Consider the following 22,182-nt stretch of genomic DNA (forward strand, 5'->3'; position numbering starts at 1 on the left):
ACGGAATCCATTAATACTTCACATAGAACGTCTTCTTCTCCAAGTACTGCTCAAAGCCGTACTTGCCATCTTCTCCTCCGCTGCCACTTAGCTTGTAGCCATTGTGGAAGCCCTGGTGCTGCTCGCCGTGGCCTCGGTTCACGTAGATTTCTCCGAATTCCAATTCGTCATTGAGACGGAGTATTTTCTTCATGTCTTTAGTGAAAACCATCGCTGCCAGACCGTATTCGCAATCGTTGGCCCATTCGATCACCTGATCAAAGTCGCTGAACTTAATTACCGGAAGAATTGGCCCAAAAGCCTCTTCATGTACTACAGTCATATCCTGTGTTACATTGGTGATCACGGTTGGCTCAAACCAAAATCCTTTTTCGAATTCTGCTCCTTCTGGCTGCTTACCGCCATGCGCGATCGTAGCTCCCTCTTCCATACTTTTAGCTACCAGATGCTCCATATTTTTCAATTCGCTGGCATTCACTTTGGGGCCCATATCCACATCCTCATTCATCGGGTTACCTACTTTGAGTGCTTTGGTCTTCGCCAAGAATTTTTCCATGAACACATCATAAATGTCTTCATGCACATACATTCTTTCATTACAAGTACAGACCTGACCGCAGTTGTCCCAGCGTGAGTGGAAGCATGCGTCTACTGCTTGGTCGATGTCGGCATCAGCAAATACAATGGATGGCGCTTTCCCCCCTAGCTCCAGCTGCACATGCGTTAAATTGTTGGCAGCAGTTCGGAAAATAGACTGACCAGCTGGTGTACTACCCGTCATGGTCACCATTTTGGTAATTGGATTGGCTACCAACGCCTCACCTAAGACTCTGCCCGAACCAGTCACGACGTTGAGCAAACCTTTAGGCAAGCCTACCTTATTGGCAATGTCACCCAGCTCCAAAGTAGCCAAGGGTGTTTCTTGCGTTGGTTTCACTACGATTGCGTTTCCAGCTACTAGAGCTGGCCCTATTTTTCTACCGGCTAAGGCCAATGGAAAATTCCAGGCGGTGATGGCTACCACAACGCCTCTAGGAATTTTATGAATCCAGATATGCTCATCTTCATTGTCGGACTGAACGATATCTCCTTCGATAGCTCTTGCGCCGTCGCAGGCGTACTCGATGAAGCTGGCCGTGACGTCCACTTCAAACTTGGCCAAGGACAATAATTTGCCTTGCTCTCTAGTGAGTAACTCTCCCAGTCGATCTCTATTGGCTCTGATCTCTGCGGCAAACTTTCGTAGTAAGTCAGCACGTTTTCTAGCTGGCCATTTTTTCCATTCTTTTTGAGCGGCCTCGGCAGCTTTCAGGGCCGCTTCTGCGTCTTCCTCCACTCCCATGGCGGTGGTACCTACTTCGCTCTCGTCGATCGGACTGTAGATTGTATCCCTTTTGCGTGTCGTGGATTCTACCCACTCGCCATTTATGAATAATTTGTAGTCTTTCATTTTGATAGTATTTAGTATTTAGACATTAGTAATTAGATTCTAGACATTAGACACATCGTGTACTGCATCAAAGCCCCAGGTCCAACTACTAGATACAAGAATTAGCGGCCCATCCAGCCACCGTCTACTAGCATGATGCTGCCGTGCATATAGCTGGCTGCGTCTGATGCTAAGAATACTGTTGGCCCAGCAAAGTCTGTGGCTTCTCCCCATCGTCCGGCTGGAATTCTACTCAATATCGATTCTGATCTCACTGGATCATTTCTCAATGCCTCGGTGTTGTCCGTACTGATATAGCCTGGTGCGATGGCGTTTACATTCACTCCTTTGCTTGCCCATTCGTTGGCGAAAGCCATGGTGAGCTGACCTACGGCTCCCTTGCTGGCTGCGTAACCTGGCACAGTGATCCCGCCCTGAAAAGTGAGCAATGAAGCAGTGAATATCACTTTACCACTGCCTCTGGCTACCATTTCTTTTCCTATTTCCCTGGTGAGAATAAACTGTGCGTTTTGGTTGACTTCGATCACCTGATCCCACATGTCATCTGGGTGCTCAGCTGCTGGCGTTCTAAGGATTGTTCCAGCATTGTTTACCAGAATATCGATCACTGGAAAATCTGCTTTTACAGCTTTGATAAATTCATAAAGACTTTCCCTGTTAGAGAAATCGCACTGATAAGCTTTAAATTTTTTTCCAGTCGCTTCTACTTCTTTCTGAACTGCAGATCCTTCTAATTCTAAACTGGCACTCACGCCAATAATGTCGGCTCCCGCTTCGGCAAGGCCTACAGCCATAGCTTTTCCGATTCCCCGCTTGCAACCTGTAATCAAGGCTACTTTTCCTTCTAATTTGAATGTGTTTAGTATGCTCATATTTTTTAATTCCTATTGGTTTTATGCGTCATTTCGAAAGACAAGATCACTTCAGTCGTGCCTCCTTCGTGATGACGGTGTATATTTAATTCTGGCAGTCGATGAGGTATTTCATCCCTGCCGGGTTGTTGTCTATGATTTCAAATATTTTTTGAATATTGTCCAGCGTATCCGTTTGCGTAATCAGCGTGTCGAAAGGAATCTGACCAGACGAGGCAATTCGAATGGCTTCTTCATAATCATCTTCTTCGTATAGTCTGGCTCCGAGCAATTCAATCTCACTCCAGAAAAACTTAAACAAGTCCACCGGCTTTTTATCACCACCATGGATAGCTACCATCACGATTCTGCCTCTTACATTCACCACGTCAGTCATGGTTTGTACGCCGGGTGCTGATCCTGAAACCTCGAATGCGCAATCGATCATTTTTTCGTTGGTCAGTTCACTTATTTTTGCCATCAAATCCTCCTTAGCAGGATTGACGGTAGTAAAGCCCAGATTGTTGAGCATTTCCAACCGTGCCTCATTCACTTCCGTGATGATTACGTTGGCACCTTTTTCTTTGAGAACATAGGCGATCAGGGTACCAATGGGGCCACCACCAATGACCAATGTGTTTTCACCTGCTTTCACTCTACCGATCTTCACATCATGACAAGCCACGGCTAAAGGCTCCACAAATGCGCCATGTTTTAGCGAAAGCGACTCAGGCAACTTATGCAAAGTATAAGCGGGTACTGTCCAACTATTTTGAAAAGCACCTGCACTATCGATACCGATAAACTTCAGGTTTTTACCCACATGTGCATGTCCTTTGTCAAAGGCATGCGGTTCACCAAATTTCAATGGTCTTACAGCTACTCTGTCTCCCACTTGCACGTTAGCCACTCCCTCTCCAATCTCAGCCACTATGGCAGAAGCCTCATGTCCGACCGTCTGTGGTGGTCCAACGCGCTGATCCATCACTCCGTGGTAGATGTGTACATCTGTACCACATACTCCACAGTAAGCCACATCAAGCCTTACTTCATCTTTCCCCGGTGCAACTGCCTTGCCTTCGCTTACCTCGAATTTTCCTTTGCCTGTATAAAAAGCTGCTTTCATCTCTTTTCTTCTAAAATTATTTTATGGTATATGGGGTTTGAAACCCTCAAATCTTTTGATATACTGTCTTTCCGGACTTGTGACTTCATGACACAACCCCCAACCCAATGCCTCTACTTCATTGCCGTCATAGCTAGATTTTTGATAAAGTCCAACCGCCTCAGGTGTGTTTTTCAAATACGACATGATCTCGAAATTGATCCCATCTTGTGCCCACTGAACGGTATTCTTTTCTGGCCCGTCGCCTACCATCAATCCTGCTACACCGCCATTGTAAGGCCATACACATACCTGATGTCCACTATTTGTGATAGGATTGTAGGGTGACTTTTTATAAGGTCCTTCTATCTGGTCGGCAATAGCTACACCCCAGCGAATTTCACGACCAGCGTTAGTAAGTCGCTCACCCATTCGTTCTCCCTTGTAGTACAGATAAAATTTGCCCATATATGGAACCAAAGTCGGGTCATGTACCTTGTGGCTATCGAATGAACCCTGTTTTTTCACATTGTAGCGATTGTCTTCATTTCCATCCCAAACACCATCATCAGATGAAGATAAAATGGGTTCCTCCATTTTCGTGAATGGCCCTGTGGGGCTATTGGACCAAGCCATAGCTACTTGATTTTTCACTCGATTTGCGTAGGGTGCTTTTACTGTTTGGTAAACTAGATAGTACCTTCCTTCATGAACCAAAATCTGAGGCGTAAAAACTGACCGGTCATCGAATGACCCAGTTTCCCCTCTGTTGATCACTTTCCCTATTTCCACCCAGGTAGTACCATCAGTTGATCCCGCAATCCATATGTCCGACTTGTCCCAAGGGAATACCTTTTTGGAAGGGTCACCTGTGCCGAAGCCATAGGACATCCCAATGGATTTGGTGTAATACACGTACATAACCTCATCCACTGTGATAACATCACTAGGGTCTCTGCGTACTACTCCAGGTTCAAAGGCTAAATCCCCTTTCAGTTCGTGATAGCTGAATTCCAGATACCATGCAGCATCCTGTCCATAGTTTCGCTGAAAAGCACGAAGTGAAGCAGCACTCATTTTGCTCGGATTGGTAATTGCATGTCGGTCGAATGCCTGCTGCGGTATTGATGCCTGCTTGTCTGCCAATGACCTTGAAGAACTATCTGATATGCAACTGGACCAACCAAGCAATAGGGCAATATAGATAAAGGTCTTATTCAATTTCGATGATGATTTTATTTGATTCTAGTGCTTCGGATGCAACAGATACAACAGCTTTACCGGTCTCTTTCAGGGACTGAACGATGAATAGTGCTCTACCTTGATCTGTCACGATTTCACTTGCATAATGGTCTTGCACATTATCCCCTGCTCCATTGTCGATGCCTAACATGCGAAGCTGACCTTCTATTTCAAATTTGATTTTAGCCTCTTGAGTTTTAACTGGATGACCTTGAGCATCTACCAGCTGTGCAACGATATGTGCTACATCGTAAGCATCAGCTTTTAATCCATGTTGGTCTACTGTTAGTTGGATGGCTACTGGTTCAGTAGTAGTGTACAGCACCTCTTCTATTATTTTACTTTTGAGCGAGCCTACTGCCTTCAATTCACCTGGCTGAAAAGCGACACCCCATTTGTATATGTGATCTTCAAACTCATTCAGACTTCTTTTTCCCTGACTCTCTCCATTTAGAAAAAGTTCGATTTCTTCACAATTGGAGTACATCTCAATACTAATCACTTCTCCAACCTTATAATTCCAATGATTGTTGACCTCATGCCATTCCCATAGCGCAGTCTTCCATGCCTCTGCATCCTGCGCAACTAGCTGTCCACTTTGCTCGTCGATTCTGTTGATAGATTGTGGCAATGTTTGCGTTGCGATATGAATAGACGGCTCTTCTTGCCATAAGGACTTCATCATGAAAAATGATGATTTTTTGAATCCAGCGTAATCAAGCAGTCCACTCAGCGTACCCTTAGTTGGCCACGGTCCTCTGATCTCACCCATATAGTCGATACCTGTCCATAGGAATGTACCTGCGATAAATGGGCGTTCCATGATCGCCTTCCATTCATGATATTGCGCCAAGTTTTCTGTTCCCATAATAACTTGATTCGGGTAGTTTTTGTGACCATAATCATAGAGTACTCTACGGTAGCTGTACCCCATGATGTCCAATACATCACCGACTCCAGACAAATGACTGGCAGAAGGCAAAATACTATTCGCAATAACTGGCCTGGTGGTGTCCATTTCTTTCGTCCAACCCGCCAGTTTCTTCGCTGTAGTTGCCATGTCGTATTTGGCCTTTGGTAAAGTTGCCAACTGCTTTTTGATCTCATCTGTACTAAATGGAGGTGGTTGCCAGAAATAGTTGCCATTCCAGTTCATGTTGTTGAAATAGCCTGTGGCATTGGCATTTCTTGGATAGGTCCACTCGATCTCATTACCTATGCTCCATTGAATTATGGACGGGTGATTTCGGTGCGATAGTATGACACTTTTCAGATCTTTCTCTGCCCATTTTTGGAAATGTTCTGCATAGCCACGGGACTCATAGTCATCGTGTTGTTCATTCTGATTTAATCTCTTGTCTTTGGGGTTGTCCCATTCATCAAAAAACTCATCCTGGACTAAGAAGCCCATTTCATCACAGAGGTCAAGAAATTCGTTGGAGCCGGGGTTGTGCGCAATACGGATCGCATTGGTGCCTCCTTCTTTGAGTATTTCTAACCTTCTTCTCCATACCCCTTTTGGTACGGCGGTACCTACCAAGCCAGCATCGTGATGTAGGCAAACTCCTTTGATTTTGTAATTTTCTCCATTAATGCTAAAGCCAGTATTGGGATCAAAATTGAAATCTCTGATACCAAAAGTTGTTGTGGTAGTATTCTTTAACTTCTTGCAAGTAACGGTAGTAACCGCCTGATACAAATTGGGATCGAAGATTCCCCAGAGTACAGGATTGTTGATTTCGAAGGTTTGTACCAATGTTTTTTCTTGCCCTTCCTCCAAGTCATATTTTGTCTCTGAAGTGGCTACTATAGTTCCATTAGGTGCTACGATTTGAGTCTCCAACGAACCTTTATGCGACTTTTTGAAATGATTGACAATGGTGCTTTGAACAGATACTTCTGCACGCTCAGCAGACACCTTTGGCGTAGTGACAAATGTTCCCCAAATTGGAATATCAACTTTGTTTTTAACTACCAGAGAGACGTTCCGATAAATACCTGCACCCGTGTACCACCTACTGTCAGCGTATCGGGTGTGGTCAATTCTTACAACAATCACATTGTCATTTCCATTCTTATTCAAATGTGGCGTGAGGTCATAAAAGAAAGGGGAATAGCCATACGGATGAAATCCCAAATGCTGACCATTAATCCAAACGTCGGAATTGTTGTACACACCGTCGAATAGAATGAAAGCTTCTTGTGTATCGTTCAGGTCCAAATCGAAGGTTTTTTTGTACCAACCTAATCCTCCACCATAGATATAACCTGTAGCTGGTGCAGTGTTTACCAGCGTAGAGTCGAATGAGCCTTTAATAACCCAGTCGTGAGGCAGACGAACTTGTTCCCAATCTTTGGTATTTACCATGGCTTGATAGTCTCGACCAGTCAAAGAATCTTGACTTAGTATAAACTCCCAATCGAAGTTAAAATCTATGGACTCTTGAGCTTTTAAAGACTTCGATGTCCACATCAAAGCCAATCCCAACAACATGATATATATTCCTCGCTTCATTCTATTGCTTTACTATTTTCTTAGTTATAATTTTATTTCCCTGCTTTGCACTGAGCCAATAAAGCCCTGCAGGCAATCCAGATACATCCAAATTGACTCTTGTGGTAGAAATGGTTTGACCCAATATTGTCGAACCATCTACTGCTACTAGCTTCCATTCATTGCCAATCAATTCGCTAGCAAACTGAATGGATAAACTATCTTGACTTGGGTTTGGGAAAATTATGATTGTTGCGTTTTGAGTAACAGGTTGAGAAGTTGCCAAGGCAAAAGGTTGTGCCAAGCGCTCAATTGCTCTACTGAACTCGAAAACTTGTAGCGCAACACTACTGATATGTCCACCACCGTCTTCGAAAGTGATACTCACCTCATTAGACTCTTTTAGTTGAGCATGTGAAACAGCAATTTCCATTACACCAAAAAAACTATCTCGATCAGTCTGTTCATCTCCCCTGATATTGCCTGGCAGGGTCAATATTTCTCCATTGAACTTTATTTCAGGAGATAGTGATTTTCCATGTTCTCGACCTATTCCAATTCTTAAAACAGCTTCCCCATGCGAACTACTGGCTACGCCGTTGATATTAAAAACCTCCGTTGTGCCTGCCTGAATAGGCTTGAGATAGCTGTCAGCATAATATTTTGTTTCAATAGAGGTATCCGAAATTTCAATTTCATTCTCAAATGTGCATTTAAGAATAATGGTCGCCTCGGCTCCCAGCGTAATAGTCTCAGGCCATTCAGTTGAAGTGGTGGTGTTCAATAGGGCTGCATTGTCCTTTAGAAACAAATGCTTTGTTTCCACCTCCTTCACCTTATTATCACTCAAGCCCAAATCATTGAGAGCAATAGAAACTGAAGAAAATTTAAGGTTGTTGAAGATCAGAAAGGCTGTATGTCCATCAACATATGCGTCGACCATTACGTCTAAATCTGTAGAATAAGTATCAATCCGTGTACCCTTCACTTCTGACCAGAGTTGATAAATTTTTATCATGTCTGTATAAACCCATTCACCAGTATAGCTTTCGGGCTCATCAGCTTTTCTCAACAATCTGTGATTGTATGTATCATCTACTCCAGAAGTCCCCCATTCTGCTTTTAAGGGCAGGAAATTGACGGTTTTGTTGATGATGTCTGCCCGCTCCATAAACTGCATCATCATCGAATTGGAGGCCTTAATATGTAGCCAGTCTCTATAGGCAGACCAAGCACCAAAGTAATCATGCATTTGTGCCCCAAATTCGGATATCATAAAGGGCTTGACTTCTCCAAACTTCATAAAACTATACTGTTCCATGATATCGAAGGTGGCCTCCATATTGCTTCCCTTTCTGTAGAGTTGCTTACCATTGTTTATAGACGGGAAGTCATACAAATGAATGGTCCAGTAATCCATTTTTTCGCCTGACATATCCATAAATAGCTTCCATCTTTCCTCCCACTCTTTGAAATCGTCTGTCTCATGATCAGGAAATGCTGTACAGTAACCGCCAATGACTACATCGTCATTGTATTTTCTAATTTCATCCGCCACTGAATTGTGAAACTTGAAGATTTGCTCGGGCGAATCGTCCCCATAATCCACCAGATGCCATAGCGGTTCGTTTATTACTTCTACATATTTCGGTTTTGGTTGGCCGGCGGTGGTTCCCGAACCGAAAGCATCTCTAATAAATCGACCCATGTACTCTCCGGTAGCTGTACCAAAAGGCTCTTCATCTGTATCATTTTGCGAAAAGGACCAAGTGTCATTGATGAGCTGACCATCGGGATAAAATGGATGTAGCTGCGCTGCAATGATCTGATCGTTTCTATGCTCGTAGACATGCAGGCTTGTTTGTGCCGCATATGTATTTTTTAGGTTGGTGCCATTTGAGGTAATGTCAGATGGGTTTGCATAACCAGATCTAGAAGGATCTTCATTCGTACTGCTGTTGAGATACCAAGTGATACCGCCTGTGTTTCTGCCCATGTAGACATCATACCCATTGAGTAGATCATTTCTCAGGTCTTCGGTGAAATTATTACCTTCCCACTCATTTTCATTGATATCGGCATGGATAGTCACAAACTTGTTTCTGTCGAAAGTAGACACACTCCCAACCTGATGTTTCACATCAAAGTTGATATCAACAGCCACTTGAGCCTTGACCTGAAACCCTAGCGTAGAGATTCCAATTAAGAAAAGTAAAAACAGTATTTTTCTATTTACCTGCATAAAAGGTGTTCGATTTTCAAACTGGATCGAAAAAATCTTGATGAATGAAACTTGAATGTGATAAGAGTAGACAGGATAGTTTATGTCTATTCTAAAACCAGAAAAGCTTCAGTTAAGTAAATCCGGGACGGGTTTCGGCCCGGATTTGATCATAAATAAGTGTGTTATGGTCTCAAGTTTAGCTCAAAGACGGTGAGGTCATCTAGGTAGAAGTTCATAGGAACAGTACTACTTGCATTATATCCTCTCATCATCAAATAGAAATCTCTACTTGCTCCTGGCGACCAGGTAGTGGATTGATACACCCACTCACCTGTAGGAAACTCGTCATTGAAGAAGAAAGCCAATTCTGTAGACCAATCATCTGGGTAGAATCTCAAATCTGGCATAAAACCATCACCCGTGTCAGCGTTTCCAAGATCTTCGATATAAATCCAGAATCCTAACTCATAGGTCTTACCTGATTCAAGTCCAAATGTATACTGGGCACCCAAGTCATCTCTGTGGTCGACAATACATCCACCAGCGGCCTCCCACTCCATATACATACTCTTAGATCCAGAATATACCTGAGTGCTTGAGAATGACAAATCAAACAATGCCCAATTTCCTCCCCAACCTAAGTCAGGCCAGTTTGTAGGTGTGGAGGTTTCCATACCTACATCATACCCATTTTCTGTCATCAAATTTTCTCCTTGAAGGAAAACCAACTCAACATCAGTAAACGCTTCTACTGCTACCAAATCTGTAGTTTGCATGATACCTGGGGTATAGGAAATTTTAATGGTATCATCATCATATAATGTTTCACCATCCAGCGTAAGAATCACAAGGTTTCCTTCATTAGGATCCACCGCAGTTTTTAGAACTGTAGCCTCCCATGTTGTTTCATTTTCGATGGTCACGGAGAAGTTCGATGGACCAAATGACGTAGGATCAATCTCTCTACTAAAATTCAGAACAATTTCATCCTCTTTGTCATAAACAGCATCAAGATCCACTGGTTCTGTCGAAGGAATGACTTTGATTAAGTTTTCAATTACAACCGTATCTCCTCCAAACGGACGATCCCTTCTTCCAATCAAAGTAACACCATAAGTACCTATTCTTTTGAATCGTACGTCTGTATCATCTGAATCGCCGGCAACAATTTGATTGCCGTCGTATTCTACTTCAGCAGGATCACCACCCTCGAATGTCCAAATTACTTCATTTGGAGCACCGACTGCGCTGTAGTTGAATCTAACAGACTTACTTGCTATTACTTCATTTTCGGCTCCATTGCCAATCGTCAAAGCACTGCCTAACGTCCCGTCGTCATTGATATGAGTAGCAGTAAAAGCCACGTCAATAGAATCCAACACGGTAACCGACATTGTGGTATCGTATTCTGTTCCTATTTCTTTGTTTCCAACAAATGCATTTCCAGCAAAAATCTGATGTAGTGTTACTTGGTAGGTCCCTGCGGTACTAAAAGCTACATTGATATTTGCTTCGTCTGAAACGTTTCCGTCTTCATCTTCTATAGTAGCAACGTTTTCAGGCACAGTCCATATTCTGTCGACTACACCCGCGGATGCATCTCCAAAACCAATCAAACCATTTACTTGAACTATATTTCCAATGCTCATTTCAGAACTAAACACTACTGAATTGTTTGGTTCGGTTCCTGGAGCTTCGTATTCCTCTTTACAAGCCGCCATCCCGACGATGATCAAGCCTAAGATTACAATATTATATATTCTTTTCATCTGTAATTTCTTTTAGTTGGCCGTCAAATTGACGTTGATTTGAACTTCATCCGTTGGAATTGGATAATAGTCATGAGTAGCAGAATTGTAGTTGCCTGCCGATACTGCATAATCCGGTCTTACGGGTCGTGCAGCATCATTGAAATAGAATGGTGCAGTATTCCAAAGAGGATCTGTCTCATCATCAATGTTTGCCAAAAGCCATTCTTCATCTGCTCTATGCGCAGCCAATACATCTCCTACTATACCCCATCTAACCAAATCTTTCCATCTGTGTCCTTCAAAGGCCAACTCCAATGGTCTCTCTACCATCATGATGTGTGTCAATAAATTGGCTGCTGTAGGATTCACATAACTATGAGCTCCATTCACTACAACACTTGTATGCATGGCAGGAAACTGACCTGCATTATCGGCAACGTAAGACTCCAAAGTGACTACTCCAGCCCGCGTCCTTATCCTGTCAATATACTCCATTGCTTCAGTTGCTGCTGCATCTCCCTGATCCTGCAGAATCGCTTCAGCATACATCAAATAGATATCTGCTAGTCTGATATGTCTGAAGTTGATACCTGACCTTTCAAAACCAGACTCTCTGTCTTCGTGATACCAATTGGAGTGCTTTTTGACATAAGCAGACTGTCCAAATCCCCAACCGGCTTCTGTTCCAATAGGCAAATTGTAATAATCTCCTTCGCCATTAGCTGCGGCCAGTGTGGCTGCCATTCTCATAGATTCTACACCTGTTGCCGGGTTCAATGGATTTGCCGGATCTTTTTCATCATATGTGAACATTTCATGTAAATAATATGAAGACAAAACCGTATTGTATCCGCCGAAGCTTAACTGACCTGTTTGCCATCCAATAGCACTCGCTTCAGACCCTGTTTCTGATCCCCATGTCCACTGATAGGCGTCTTTTTCCTGTCCATTAACACCTTCTTTAAAACTATCGGTGTAATTGGTTTCAAAAATTGATTCTGCATTAAACTCATTGAAATGAGTGAAATTGTCCATAATATCAGTTGTCAGCGCATAGAGATTCGAATTAATCACTTCCTCGAAATATGAAGCTGCAGTATTGTAGTCTTCAGCATATAGATACACCTTTCCCAACATGGCAGCTGCCGCACCCCAGGTAGCTCGTCCTTTTTCCGAATCATCCCAAGAGGTAGGAAGGTTGGCATAGGCGAATTCCAAATCGGGTATAATCACTTCGGTGTTCACATCAGCAATAGAGGAGAAAGCACCATTGAAATCATCTCCAGATTTTGGAACTGTCGTTTTGATCACAGCTCCTCCATAAGAATGAACCAACTGAAAATAGAAAAATGCTCTTAAAAACTTTGCTTCTGCCTCAATGGCCGTTTTAATGTCTGCATCAAAATCTGCATCCTCTGCACTTAAGTTTTCAATCACTTGATTGGCTCTTAAGATGCCAACATACAAATCATTCCACTTAGTATAAACGTATTCAGTACTGTTTGTAAAACTCAAGGTTGCGAATGCGTCTTGTGGATACCAAAACTCTGTACCTCCTAAGTCTCCTTGCACCATTTCATAGGTCAATGAAGCCCCACTTACTGATTCGAATTGCAAAGCTCCGTACACCGTAGATAAGGCAGCTTGAAAATCATTCTCTGACTTCCAGAAGGTTTCAGTAGTAATGTTGTTTGGATTGGATTGATCCAAAAATTCACTTTCATCACATCCAGCCATGGTAAAAATAGCCGTCAGTAACAATATATATTTATTAATATTTTTCATGTTTCTCTCTTTTTAGGTTTAGAATTTCACTTGTAAACCGAGTAGGAAATTTCTCGTGATCGGATAGTTTCCTACATCAACCCCTCTCGTATATATTCCATCTCCACCAATCTCTGGGTCGTACCCTTCATACTTTGTAAAAGTGAAAGGATTCTGTGCAGTAGCATATACCCTTACAGAAGTTAACTTCCCGTTGAGTAATGATTGCGGCAAGGAGTAACCCAGCGTAATGTTTCTAATTCTTAAATAAGAACCGTCTTCCAAATAATAATCAGAGAATGCTCTAGTATTTGAATGCTCTTGATTAGTTCTAGCTGTAGGTATATCAGAATCGCTATTGTGTACCGACCACATATAATACATATCTCTATGTCTACCTGTTGAATATGCGTATAGTTTAGATCCATTGTATAAATCTGCTCCAACAGAAGCATAAGTTTGAACGAATAAATCAAAACCTTTGAAATCTGCACCCAATGAAAGTCCTGCTTCAAAATCTGCTTGTCCAGATCCTGAATAAACTCTATCCAAGTCATTAATTACATTATCCCCAGCATCTGGAACTCCATCACCATCTGTATCTACAGTCAGCTGATCAGTGTACATGATGTCACCCATCATTGCATTAGGGTTGATAGCCTGATAATCAGCCAATTGTTCTGCGGTTTTAATTACTCCTTCATTTTGAACCAAAAAGAAAGCTCCCGCTTCGTATCCTTCGATCAAGAATGTAGTATAATCTATCCTATCTCCTCTGGAAAGAATAGGACGACCTCCACTAAAAGCAAAGCCTTCAATTCCATTGAGGTCAGTTACTTTATTAATATTCTTAGTGAAAGTTCCTGCAATGTTCCACTTTAAACCAAAGGCTGTTTCATTCCTATAATTCAAGGCTACTTCAATCCCCTTGTTTTCCATGTTACCCCCATTCACAACTACACTTGAGTAGAGGTTTTCCGAACGGGTTGGGCTTGTTCCATTAGATGGAGCCAACGCCTGCGGAAGCAACATGTCTTGTCTGTCATTTTTATATAAATCAACAGACAAATTGAGTCGATCAGCGAACATGCTCATATCAACCCCAATATTCCTTGAAATAGATGTTTCCCACTGCACTAGAGGGTTTGCAAAACCTCTCTGAACAGCTCCAGAAGCAAGGCTCTCATCAGCACCTGTTCCAAAAACGTAATCCACTCCATTCTGAATTGTATTTTGATCAAGGTAGAGTCCAATATTTTGATTTCCTACTTGACCGTAGCTACCTCTAAGTTTCATGTTAGAAATAAAGGATAATGCTCCGGCATTTTTGAAAAACCCTTCTTCACTAATATTCCAACCTACCGAGGCGCCAGGGAATGTCGCATATCTGCTGTCGTCACCAAATGCTGAAGATCCATCATGGCGGACACTCACAGAAACCATATACTTTTCATTAAAGCTGTATTGTAGTCTGAACAGTTTTCCAACCAATGTTCTTTCGCTATCTGAACCTCCAACTCTGGCAGACACTCCAGCGCCCAATACTTTAGTATCATTGCTCAAAAGTGTACTTACACCCGCTGTCACCAAATTTTCAGTATATCTCTCATAGGTCAAACCAGCAACTGCACTAATGCTATGTGCACCAAATGATTTGTTGTATTTCAATAAATTTTCCCAAACCTGGCCTTGATTCAATCTAAACGTCTCATCAATTGTAGCATCCATATTTGAACCTGCTGGCTCCAATCCATTCAATCCATAAGTAAGGAACTGTGGCACAAATTCTTTTCTCCTATAATTAGATTCGTTCAAGCCTAAGTTTACTTGATAGCTCAGACCGTCTACAAACTCATACTCAAGATTTAAGGCGAGGTTATATCCATTGGTCGTTCTATCATCCTCATTTTGAAGCTGTCTGGCCAACCATCCGTACTGAACGGCATTTCTTGTTGGTACAAACACACCATTTGAGCCCACTGGATCAAGATCACTTAGTCCTCTCTGCCATGGTGGCTGAACAATAGCATATTCATACAAAGCCCAAGGTTCTTGTTCACGTCTTTCATTGGTGATTCCCATACTTGCAAAAGCTCTAAACTTTTTAGTTTTGAACTGACCATTCAATCTGGTAGAAAATCTATCGTATCCAGAATTAATCAAAACACCGTCTTGTCCGAAATAATTTGTATTAATACTGAAAGTAAGATTATCCTCTCCTCCAGATACTAGCAAATTATAACTCTGCATTACTGCATTGTCATTTTGAACATCTCCAACAAAATCGGAATCATAATCCAATGCGTCAGGATTGAAGGTAAAAATCAATGGCTCTTGTCCAACAGCATCTAATCGCACATCCTCTACATACATTTGCTGCTGGGTATTGTTTAGAGGTGTACCAGAAGTAATGTTCTGAATACCTGCGTAAGAAGTGAAATCAACTTTAAGCTCTCCTGCTTTACCGGCTTTGGTAGTAATCAGTATCACCCCGCCAGAAGCTCTGGTACCGTAAATGGCAGCAGAAGCTCCGTCTTTCAAGACATCAATCGATTCGATCTGCTCAGGTGCGATATTTGGGTTACCCTGATAAGGAATTCCATCAACCACATATAATGGACCTAATCTATCAGCATCAATAGAACTTAGTCCACGAATTTGAATATTAGCGGTTTCCCCAGGACGACCATTGGCTGCTTGTACATTTACCCCAGCGATTTGGCCTTGGATAGCGCTTCCTAAATCTGCAGTGGGCGTCTTCAAAATAGTTTCACTACCCAGTGAACCAACTGCACCGGTTACCTCTTTCTTCTTTTGAGTACCGTAGCCAACTACAACAATTTCATCCAACTGCTTGGCATCAGTTGCCAATTGGATGTCAATTACTGATCGGTCGCCTACCGAAACTTCCTGTGTAACGTAACCTATATAACTAAATACTAAAACAGTATTTGAATCAGATACTTCTAACTTGAAGTTTCCGTCCAAATCTGTAACTGTACCTGTGGTGGTACCTTTTACTAACACGTTGACCCCTGGTATTCCAGAGCCATCAGCAGAATCTGTCACCTTACCGCCTACATTCTGCTGTGCTTCTGCAAAGCCGAATATGGGAATCATAAAAAGGACAATCCACCTTTTAGATAATGTAAAATATTTTTCCATTCAAATAGTGTTTTGCTTTTGTAAAAATCATTTTGATGAACGCTTATAAAATCACTTTTCAAATGCCCTTCGATCGGAGGGAGGATTTCTTTTCGCTCAATCAAATATGTTTTTTATCAGAAAAAAAACCTTTTTTTGCCACTAGATGAAAACTATACAGGCTGGATATTTTAGGGAATATCAACTAGACAAAATGGGATTTAAAATTACACAATTATCTGATATTCAGAACTATAAAAACATGACAAACACTGTAAAAAAAATTGAAGCTACTAGACAAATACACTTTTTTGTTCTATTGTTTTTAGGAACATTTTGTCAGGCATTTAGTCAAAGTCAATCTGTTTTACAGGAAAAAATTTCTATTCGGTACCTCGAAAAAGCGAATGAACTGAAATTTCAGAACTCAGATAGTTCGATACTTTTATTCAAACTGAGCTATAATGAAAACATGCAAAATGGTGATACTTTAGCTGCCATTCAAAGCCTCGTAGACTTGTCTGATTTGTATGCACATAATGCCAACTTTGGCTTAGCCTATGACGGATATTGGGAGGCGCTTTCTCTGGCTGACCATATCGATCATAGCGGCGCCCGAGCTAGCGTGTTTACGGGGCTAGGCTGGCTGTACAGTTTATACAGAAGAGACGACGATGCTATTAAATACTTTACCCAAAGTATTAAAATCAATAAAGTACGAATAAAGGAAATGAATCTAAATAAGCAGATTCTATTGGCTGACTACTATGCTATGGCTACCCTTTTTAGAAAAAATAGACAATTCATAACTGCTAGGCTATACCTGGACAGCTGCAGACTTGTACAAAACATCAACGAACGTCTAGAAGACAGCAATGCTTTTATTTCAGCCGAACTAGGATATGTACTTCATGGTGAAAAGAAGCACAAAGAGGCTTTAGCCACTTTACTCCCCCTAGAAAACTACTTTGTCAAAAATAGGCACGATTACCTTGTTATTTATCATTCCTTTCTAGGGAAGATATATCACGATATGGGCAACCTGAAACTTGCTGAACGATACTTCCAGAGTGCCGTTGAGGCCAGTAAAATACACAAGAGTCACCTCGATCTTGTACCTGAAATATATGAGAGCTTTTCTCACTTGCTTGTTGAAAAAGGGGATATGAAAAATGCCTACGACATGCTTCTGGAGGCTAAAACGCTAAACGAAAGCCAATTCGGAAGTCGAAGTGATAATAACCGATTTATACTAGAAATAAAAGATGAATTTCGGATAGAGAAAGAAGAACAGCAAAAAATACTGCAAGAAGAGAAATTGGCTAGGCTCGAACAGGAAGATAAAATCTGGTACTTACAATCATTGATTCTTTATGGCACAATCATATTTCTGATCATTCTAATATTTGTGGTATACAGATACTTCAGAACCAGATATAAAGCTGAAAAAAGGCTACTGAAGGAAAAACAACGTCTAGAGCTTCAAAAAACAAGAGAAGTACTGGAAGTTAAAAACAAAGAACTGACTGCCTCTGCCCTTCAGGTCATTCAGAGAGATGAAGTCCTAACAGACCTAAAAAATCAGATTAACGAACAAAAAAATAATCCAGACACCAAGAAGCTTACCAAGCTAGCTAAGAGCATTGATATTAGCTCTTCCAACAATTGGAAAGAATTTGAAACTCGTTTTGTGTCTGTAAACAAGAGCTTCTATAATAAATTGAACCAGGAATATCCTAGTTTAAGTCAGGGGGATCAAAAAATATGTGCACTCATCAAACTCAATTTCACTAGTAAAGACATGGCTAAGCTTTTAGGCATATCCATAGAAAGTGTGCACACCACCAGATATAGGCTTAGAAAAAAATTGAATCTGGAGCGCAGCGACAACCTGGAAGATTTTATTGGAAAATTTGAGTGACTAGTCCTAAATAAGCGTTACAGATTTTAGGATAAAATATTATGTGGCATCGGATTTTAACTCGATGCTATTTTTGTTTCTATAGTTTCTGATCTTGCTTTTGTTTTGTTGGTACATAGATGCTGGCGTATTCATCCAACAGCTCTAATACGGCCGATCATAGTTGTAAATATAAATACTCTGTTCAATGAGTTTATCCATCAGTTCTACATCTGAAATGGTGATACCTAAGATAAATTCATGTTTCAAAATCCTATTCACCCTTACATTTTCACAAATTTGATTACTGTGACCTGATTATCATCAGACACAGAAGCTAGATATACGCCATTTGCTAAATGTTTAATTGAAATTGATTCACCATTAGATTGAGGCACGATTTGCTCAACACCTCCCAGGTTATAGATGCGAACAACGGTTCTCTTATCCATTCCTTGTATGAGAATGCTATCACTACTGGGGTTAGGATATAGGATGGGCTGAGTTTCCAATGCCTTTTCGTTGGTCTCTAGTATCTCTACAAATTGACTTTTTTCATCTCGGAGTTCTACAAACAAGACTTCATATGGGCTCAGCACTTGCTCGTTGCTAATATCAATACCTTTCAGTAAATCTTTTGTAGTTGTACCAAGAGTTGCTCCATTTAGCGACAATGATACTTTTGCATCAACTTTCCCAACGTTGACAATTGACAATACTTGATTGCCAGAAATATTTTCAATTGATTTCCAAGTGCAAATCGGAAAGTCTTCCGCACTCTGTTCAGTCACCGTTACTGCTGGAGACTGGCCTGCTGCTTCTACAACAGTCAATGCCGCACTTCTAATATTATCGATACCATTGACTGTAGTCATTGAACCGGTAAGACCCGAAATACTCTGCCCATATTCATCGGAGGCAAAACTTACATCATCAATGATCACACGACCCCCTGCATTAATGTATGCTTGCAGTGCCTCAACATCTTCCTTAGTTACAAATTGTGTTTGATATACAAGTACCACATCCCAATTGCTTGCATCTTGTTCCAACAAGATATCTTTGGTCACGAACCCTAACGGTATTCCATCAAAATATAAGGATTCATAAAGTTTTGTAAGCTCCTCCATGTGGGAGATTTTATTGATTGACGAAGCCTTCGAATAAAACAGCCGAATAGGTTTTCGCTGACGCTGAAAGGCCACAATTTCTTCAGAATGTGCATTGAGATCCATTAGTGTTGAATGGACTTGGTTGACCACTCTCGGCTGATGATTATTGGATCCAGCATATCCTTGGTCATTTTGATTTCTTGCACTTCCATCTTCCCTACGAGACCAATACCACGTTTGACTCGCCGACATACCTTGAGTATGTGCAAGCCAATAAGTTGCACGTGCATGCAGTGGATTCAGATATAAATTGATTGAAGCTTTTGTGGATAAGAAATGTGATTCTGTATTAAACATAATTTTTTCTGGGCTGATGGATTTGAAGAAGTCATGTGCCATAGCCATCTCCTGCCATTCAAAGATGTAGTGTTCTTCCCAAGGGTCAGTTTTCCATGGAAAACTACGATGCTCGGCCCCAGTATCGTTGCCTATGATGTCTGACATTCGAGTAAGCGCTTCAAAATCAAGGCCATGAGTTCGTAATCCACTGGTCCATTGTCCTGGTATGAGCTTGAGATGAACTTTGGCAGTCGGATCTGAATTCTTGATGGTGTCTTTCATATACTGATACCAATTGGTCACTCGATCCATATTGAAAGACATCCAATCATACCACTTTGGAGTACCTTGCAGTGTTACTGAGATTGGAATATCAATTGACACCTCGTCAAAGGTTCCAAAATCAGCCCCCCAAATAGTATTGAGATCTGCAATCACTTCGTGTTTTTTAGCTAACCAATACCTAAACGAATCGATAGTGTATTCAGAGACTCCACTGCTGGCCCATGATAAGTCACCATTTTCTTTTTTTGTATTAATGAAATGTGGCTCGTTACACATCATATAACCTAAGTTAGAATACTGTTTTCCAGCCATTTGTGGTATCATTCCGCCGATCAACGCACCTATTAGTTCTCTTGACCCAGGGTGATCAATATCGTACTCTGTGTACCTCACATTTGACGGATCTTTGATTTCAAAACCTGCTCCATACTTTGTCTTAGCCCAATCCGGAATATTTCTATGATTGATGAAAATGAACCCCATGGTTCCACTAGATTTTTCAGACAAATTGCTGGATTGACTGCTATTGATGGTTCCGGCTTCACTGGTTACATAACTGGGAGTGATAAACACACCATCTAGTTGACCATGATAGGCCTGTAATTGTGCCGTTTCAGGTTTCCAACTCCAGTCTGTTAAAAATACCGGACGGCCTTCAAAAGTAAGCTGATCTCCATCATGTGAAACACTTGCCCAATCTACCTGTGGGATAGTCGCTCTTGTGATTTCCATATTGATAACCTGAGTAAGTTCAAGGATGGCTTCTTCCAACATGGTAATTACATCCTGCCGTTCGAAATCAGGAAGTAGCTTTGCAGTTGCTGCCGCTTCATCTCTATAATGAAACCCGGCTTCAAATTGCTTTGTATTTGCTTCAATGTTATTTTCATCCCAAACTGCAAAATCTAGATATATCTCAGCCGTTCTCACTGTGAGCCTCTCTTTAATTGCATCAACCCCAGCAGCCTCAGCTGTACTGATCAAGGTATTGAGTTCAGTCAGCTTTTGTTCGGCTAAATCTTGGAGTGATTGTCCGTTCAGAGTGGTACAAAATAAAATAAAGGCAGTAATCAGGAATTGAACTCTAAAATCGTTATTCATATAAACAAATTTATTTATGAAAGTTCCAAACGGTTGAGTCTATGTTATCCTGTGTCTGCCATATTTTACCTGATTACCTGTAAGAATGCTTGAATAAACTTTTCGCCTTATGTGAACTTATATAGTACTTTATAACAAGGAAATTTGTCACTCCGGGTCGAATTTAAGGATTAAAAAATGCCTTTGAGAACTGAATTGGACTCCTTACAATTCATTGAATTCCGCACTAAACCTAAATACACCTTACTTGCAGTATAGGGAAAACATGTGGCCCACCAAGACTGCCAGATACTTGCGATCGATGCGATTGGGATAGGCAAAACGTTCCAAACTAACCCGCTTCTCGCACGGCCAAACATTTTCTGACATAAAAAAACCTCCAACCGAATAAACGATGGAGGTTTTAAATGTGGGCCCACCTGGGCTCGAACCAGGGACTTTCTGATTATGAGTCAGATACTCTAACCAACTGAGTTATAGGCCCAATATCTTATGTATTCAAGGACTTTCTGATTATGCCACTACGCGTGCCGGACAGATACTATAACCAAATGAGTTATAGCCTTGTTTCTTTTGCAATTTTCGGATCATTAAAAGAACTACTGCTTACAAGTCAGTTGCTCGTTAAATGAGCGCTCCATTTGCCATGGATTTTCAGCCCTTCAAAATAGTCTAAGAGACTGCCTTGAATTTGGAGGTGCAATGTTACATATTTGCCCAAAATTACACAAACAAACAGGTGAATATCAAAACAATAATTTTTGACCTTGGTGGCGTGATCATCGATCTGGACTTTAACCGCACACCAGAAGTACTGAGCCAACTGACCGGATGGAAATTTGATGAAATTTACCAGATGTACTTTAAGCCTGGTTTGTTTCAGGATTATGAAAAAGGACTTGTCTCTGATCAAAAACTGAGAACAGGTATCAATAACTTGTTTAGTACTCAACTCACTGAAGCGCAAATAGATGAAGCCTGGTGCGCTATGCTAGGGCCAATTCCTAAAAAGCGATTGGACTTCATGAAGGAACTGCGAAAAGACTTTCAGGTATTAGTCCTTAGTAACACGAATGCCATTCACGTGGAAGCCTTTAATCAAACTATTGAGAAAGTATCCGGAGAGAAATCTTTAGATGCCTTTGCAGATGAGGTTTACTTCTCTCATGAACTAAAAATGAGAAAGCCTGATGGAGAAATTTATACAGAGATACTAAAACGATCCAACAACAAAGCCGAAGAATGTCTATTCCTAGACGACACACAACACAACCTGGATTCGGCAGCTCAGCTGGGAATTCATACCATGCACATTGCTCATCCAGATCAAATATTTAACTTAACATCACATGTTTAAGGACAAGGAAGAAAAAACCAAACTCATACAAATTGGGCTGTTTATTATCACCCTCATTGTAAC

12 protein-coding genes and 1 tRNA gene are annotated in these 22,182 nt (G+C 41.3%); 2 read left to right on the plus strand and 11 right to left on the minus strand.

Going from position 1 to position 22,182, the window contains the following annotated elements:
• Positions 1 to 10: 10 nt before the first annotated feature.
• From aldA to ACO6S2_RS16360, 9 genes are all read right to left on the minus strand, one after another.
• On the minus strand, positions 11 to 1,450 hold the full coding sequence (gene aldA, locus ACO6S2_RS16320; RefSeq protein ID WP_422359631.1) for an aldehyde dehydrogenase: 1,440 nt from the start codon (positions 1,448 to 1,450) through the stop codon (positions 11 to 13).
• 101 nt (positions 1,451 to 1,551) lie between these two features.
• Positions 1,552 to 2,316, minus strand: a complete 765-nt coding sequence (locus tag ACO6S2_RS16325; RefSeq protein ID WP_422362452.1) for an SDR family NAD(P)-dependent oxidoreductase — start codon at positions 2,314 to 2,316, stop codon at positions 1,552 to 1,554.
• Between the two features lie 91 nt (positions 2,317 to 2,407).
• Positions 2,408 to 3,427, minus strand: coding sequence for a zinc-dependent alcohol dehydrogenase (locus ACO6S2_RS16330; RefSeq protein WP_422359632.1), 1,020 nt, complete (start codon positions 3,425 to 3,427; stop codon positions 2,408 to 2,410).
• Between the two features lie 21 nt (positions 3,428 to 3,448).
• Positions 3,449 to 4,627 carry a glycoside hydrolase family 117 protein gene (locus ACO6S2_RS16335; protein ID WP_422359633.1) on the minus strand — a complete coding sequence of 393 codons (1,179 nt, stop codon included), beginning with the start codon at positions 4,625 to 4,627 and terminating at the stop codon, positions 3,449 to 3,451.
• Positions 4,620 to 7,163 (minus strand): glycoside hydrolase family 2 TIM barrel-domain containing protein, encoded by a 2,544-nt coding sequence (locus tag ACO6S2_RS16340; RefSeq protein WP_422359634.1) that lies wholly within the window; start codon positions 7,161 to 7,163, stop codon positions 4,620 to 4,622. The genes ACO6S2_RS16335 and ACO6S2_RS16340 overlap by 8 nt, the downstream gene beginning before the upstream one ends.
• Position 7,164: 1 nt before the next feature.
• Complete coding sequence (locus ACO6S2_RS16345) at positions 7,165 to 9,384, minus strand: T9SS type A sorting domain-containing protein (protein WP_422359635.1); 2,220 nt, start codon at positions 9,382 to 9,384, stop codon at positions 7,165 to 7,167.
• Between the two features lie 164 nt (positions 9,385 to 9,548).
• Positions 9,549 to 11,135: a hypothetical protein gene (locus ACO6S2_RS16350; protein WP_422359636.1), complete on the minus strand. Its 1,587-nt coding sequence runs from the start codon at positions 11,133 to 11,135 to the stop codon at positions 9,549 to 9,551.
• 12 nt (positions 11,136 to 11,147) lie between these two features.
• Positions 11,148 to 12,902: a RagB/SusD family nutrient uptake outer membrane protein gene (locus ACO6S2_RS16355; RefSeq protein WP_422359637.1), complete on the minus strand. Its 1,755-nt coding sequence runs from the start codon at positions 12,900 to 12,902 to the stop codon at positions 11,148 to 11,150.
• Positions 12,903 to 12,920: 18 nt separating this feature from the next.
• Positions 12,921 to 16,046 (minus strand): SusC/RagA family TonB-linked outer membrane protein, encoded by a 3,126-nt coding sequence (locus ACO6S2_RS16360; protein WP_422359638.1) that lies wholly within the window; start codon positions 16,044 to 16,046, stop codon positions 12,921 to 12,923.
• A gap of 241 nt (positions 16,047 to 16,287) precedes the next feature.
• On the opposite strand from ACO6S2_RS16360, the gene ACO6S2_RS16365 reads away from it, so the two are divergent.
• A complete protein-coding gene (locus ACO6S2_RS16365) occupies positions 16,288 to 17,946 on the plus strand; it encodes a hypothetical protein (protein ID WP_422359639.1) in 1,659 nt (552 codons plus the stop codon).
• A gap of 263 nt (positions 17,947 to 18,209) precedes the next feature.
• On the opposite strand, the gene ACO6S2_RS16370 is transcribed toward ACO6S2_RS16365, so the two are convergent.
• Positions 18,210 to 20,762 carry a beta-galactosidase gene (locus ACO6S2_RS16370; RefSeq protein ID WP_422359640.1) on the minus strand — a complete coding sequence of 851 codons (2,553 nt, stop codon included), beginning with the start codon at positions 20,760 to 20,762 and terminating at the stop codon, positions 18,210 to 18,212.
• 410 nt (positions 20,763 to 21,172) lie between these two features.
• Positions 21,173 to 21,246, minus strand: a tRNA-Ile gene (locus tag ACO6S2_RS16375).
• Between the two features lie 255 nt (positions 21,247 to 21,501).
• Between ACO6S2_RS16375 and ACO6S2_RS16380 the strand changes: the two genes are divergently transcribed.
• A complete protein-coding gene (locus tag ACO6S2_RS16380) occupies positions 21,502 to 22,119 on the plus strand; it encodes an HAD family hydrolase (RefSeq protein ID WP_422359641.1) in 618 nt (205 codons plus the stop codon).
• Positions 22,120 to 22,182 lie beyond the last annotated feature (63 nt).

Origin of the sequence: Reichenbachiella sp., assembly GCF_965233835.1 — a bacterium.
In the GTDB taxonomy this organism is placed as follows: domain Bacteria; phylum Bacteroidota; class Bacteroidia; order Cytophagales; family Cyclobacteriaceae; genus Reichenbachiella.

Coding starts and splice junctions, on each gene's coding strand:
- ACO6S2_RS16330 (WP_422359632.1), bottom strand. CDS start 3,427: ATGAAAGCAGCTTTTTATACAGGCAAAGGAAAATTCGAGGTAAGCGAA.
- ACO6S2_RS16350 (WP_422359636.1), bottom strand. CDS start 11,135: ATGAAAAGAATATATAATATTGTAATCTTAGGCTTGATCATCGTCGGG.
- ACO6S2_RS16360 (WP_422359638.1), bottom strand. CDS start 16,046: ATGGAAAAATATTTTACATTATCTAAAAGGTGGATTGTCCTTTTTATG.
- ACO6S2_RS16340 (WP_422359634.1), bottom strand. CDS start 7,163: ATGAAGCGAGGAATATATATCATGTTGTTGGGATTGGCTTTGATGTGG.
- ACO6S2_RS16355 (WP_422359637.1), bottom strand. CDS start 12,902: ATGAAAAATATTAATAAATATATATTGTTACTGACGGCTATTTTTACC.
- ACO6S2_RS16365 (WP_422359639.1), top strand. CDS start 16,288: ATGACAAACACTGTAAAAAAAATTGAAGCTACTAGACAAATACACTTT.
- ACO6S2_RS16370 (WP_422359640.1), bottom strand. CDS start 20,762: ATGAATAACGATTTTAGAGTTCAATTCCTGATTACTGCCTTTATTTTA.
- aldA (WP_422359631.1), bottom strand. CDS start 1,450: ATGAAAGACTACAAATTATTCATAAATGGCGAGTGGGTAGAATCCACG.
- ACO6S2_RS16345 (WP_422359635.1), bottom strand. CDS start 9,384: ATGCAGGTAAATAGAAAAATACTGTTTTTACTTTTCTTAATTGGAATC.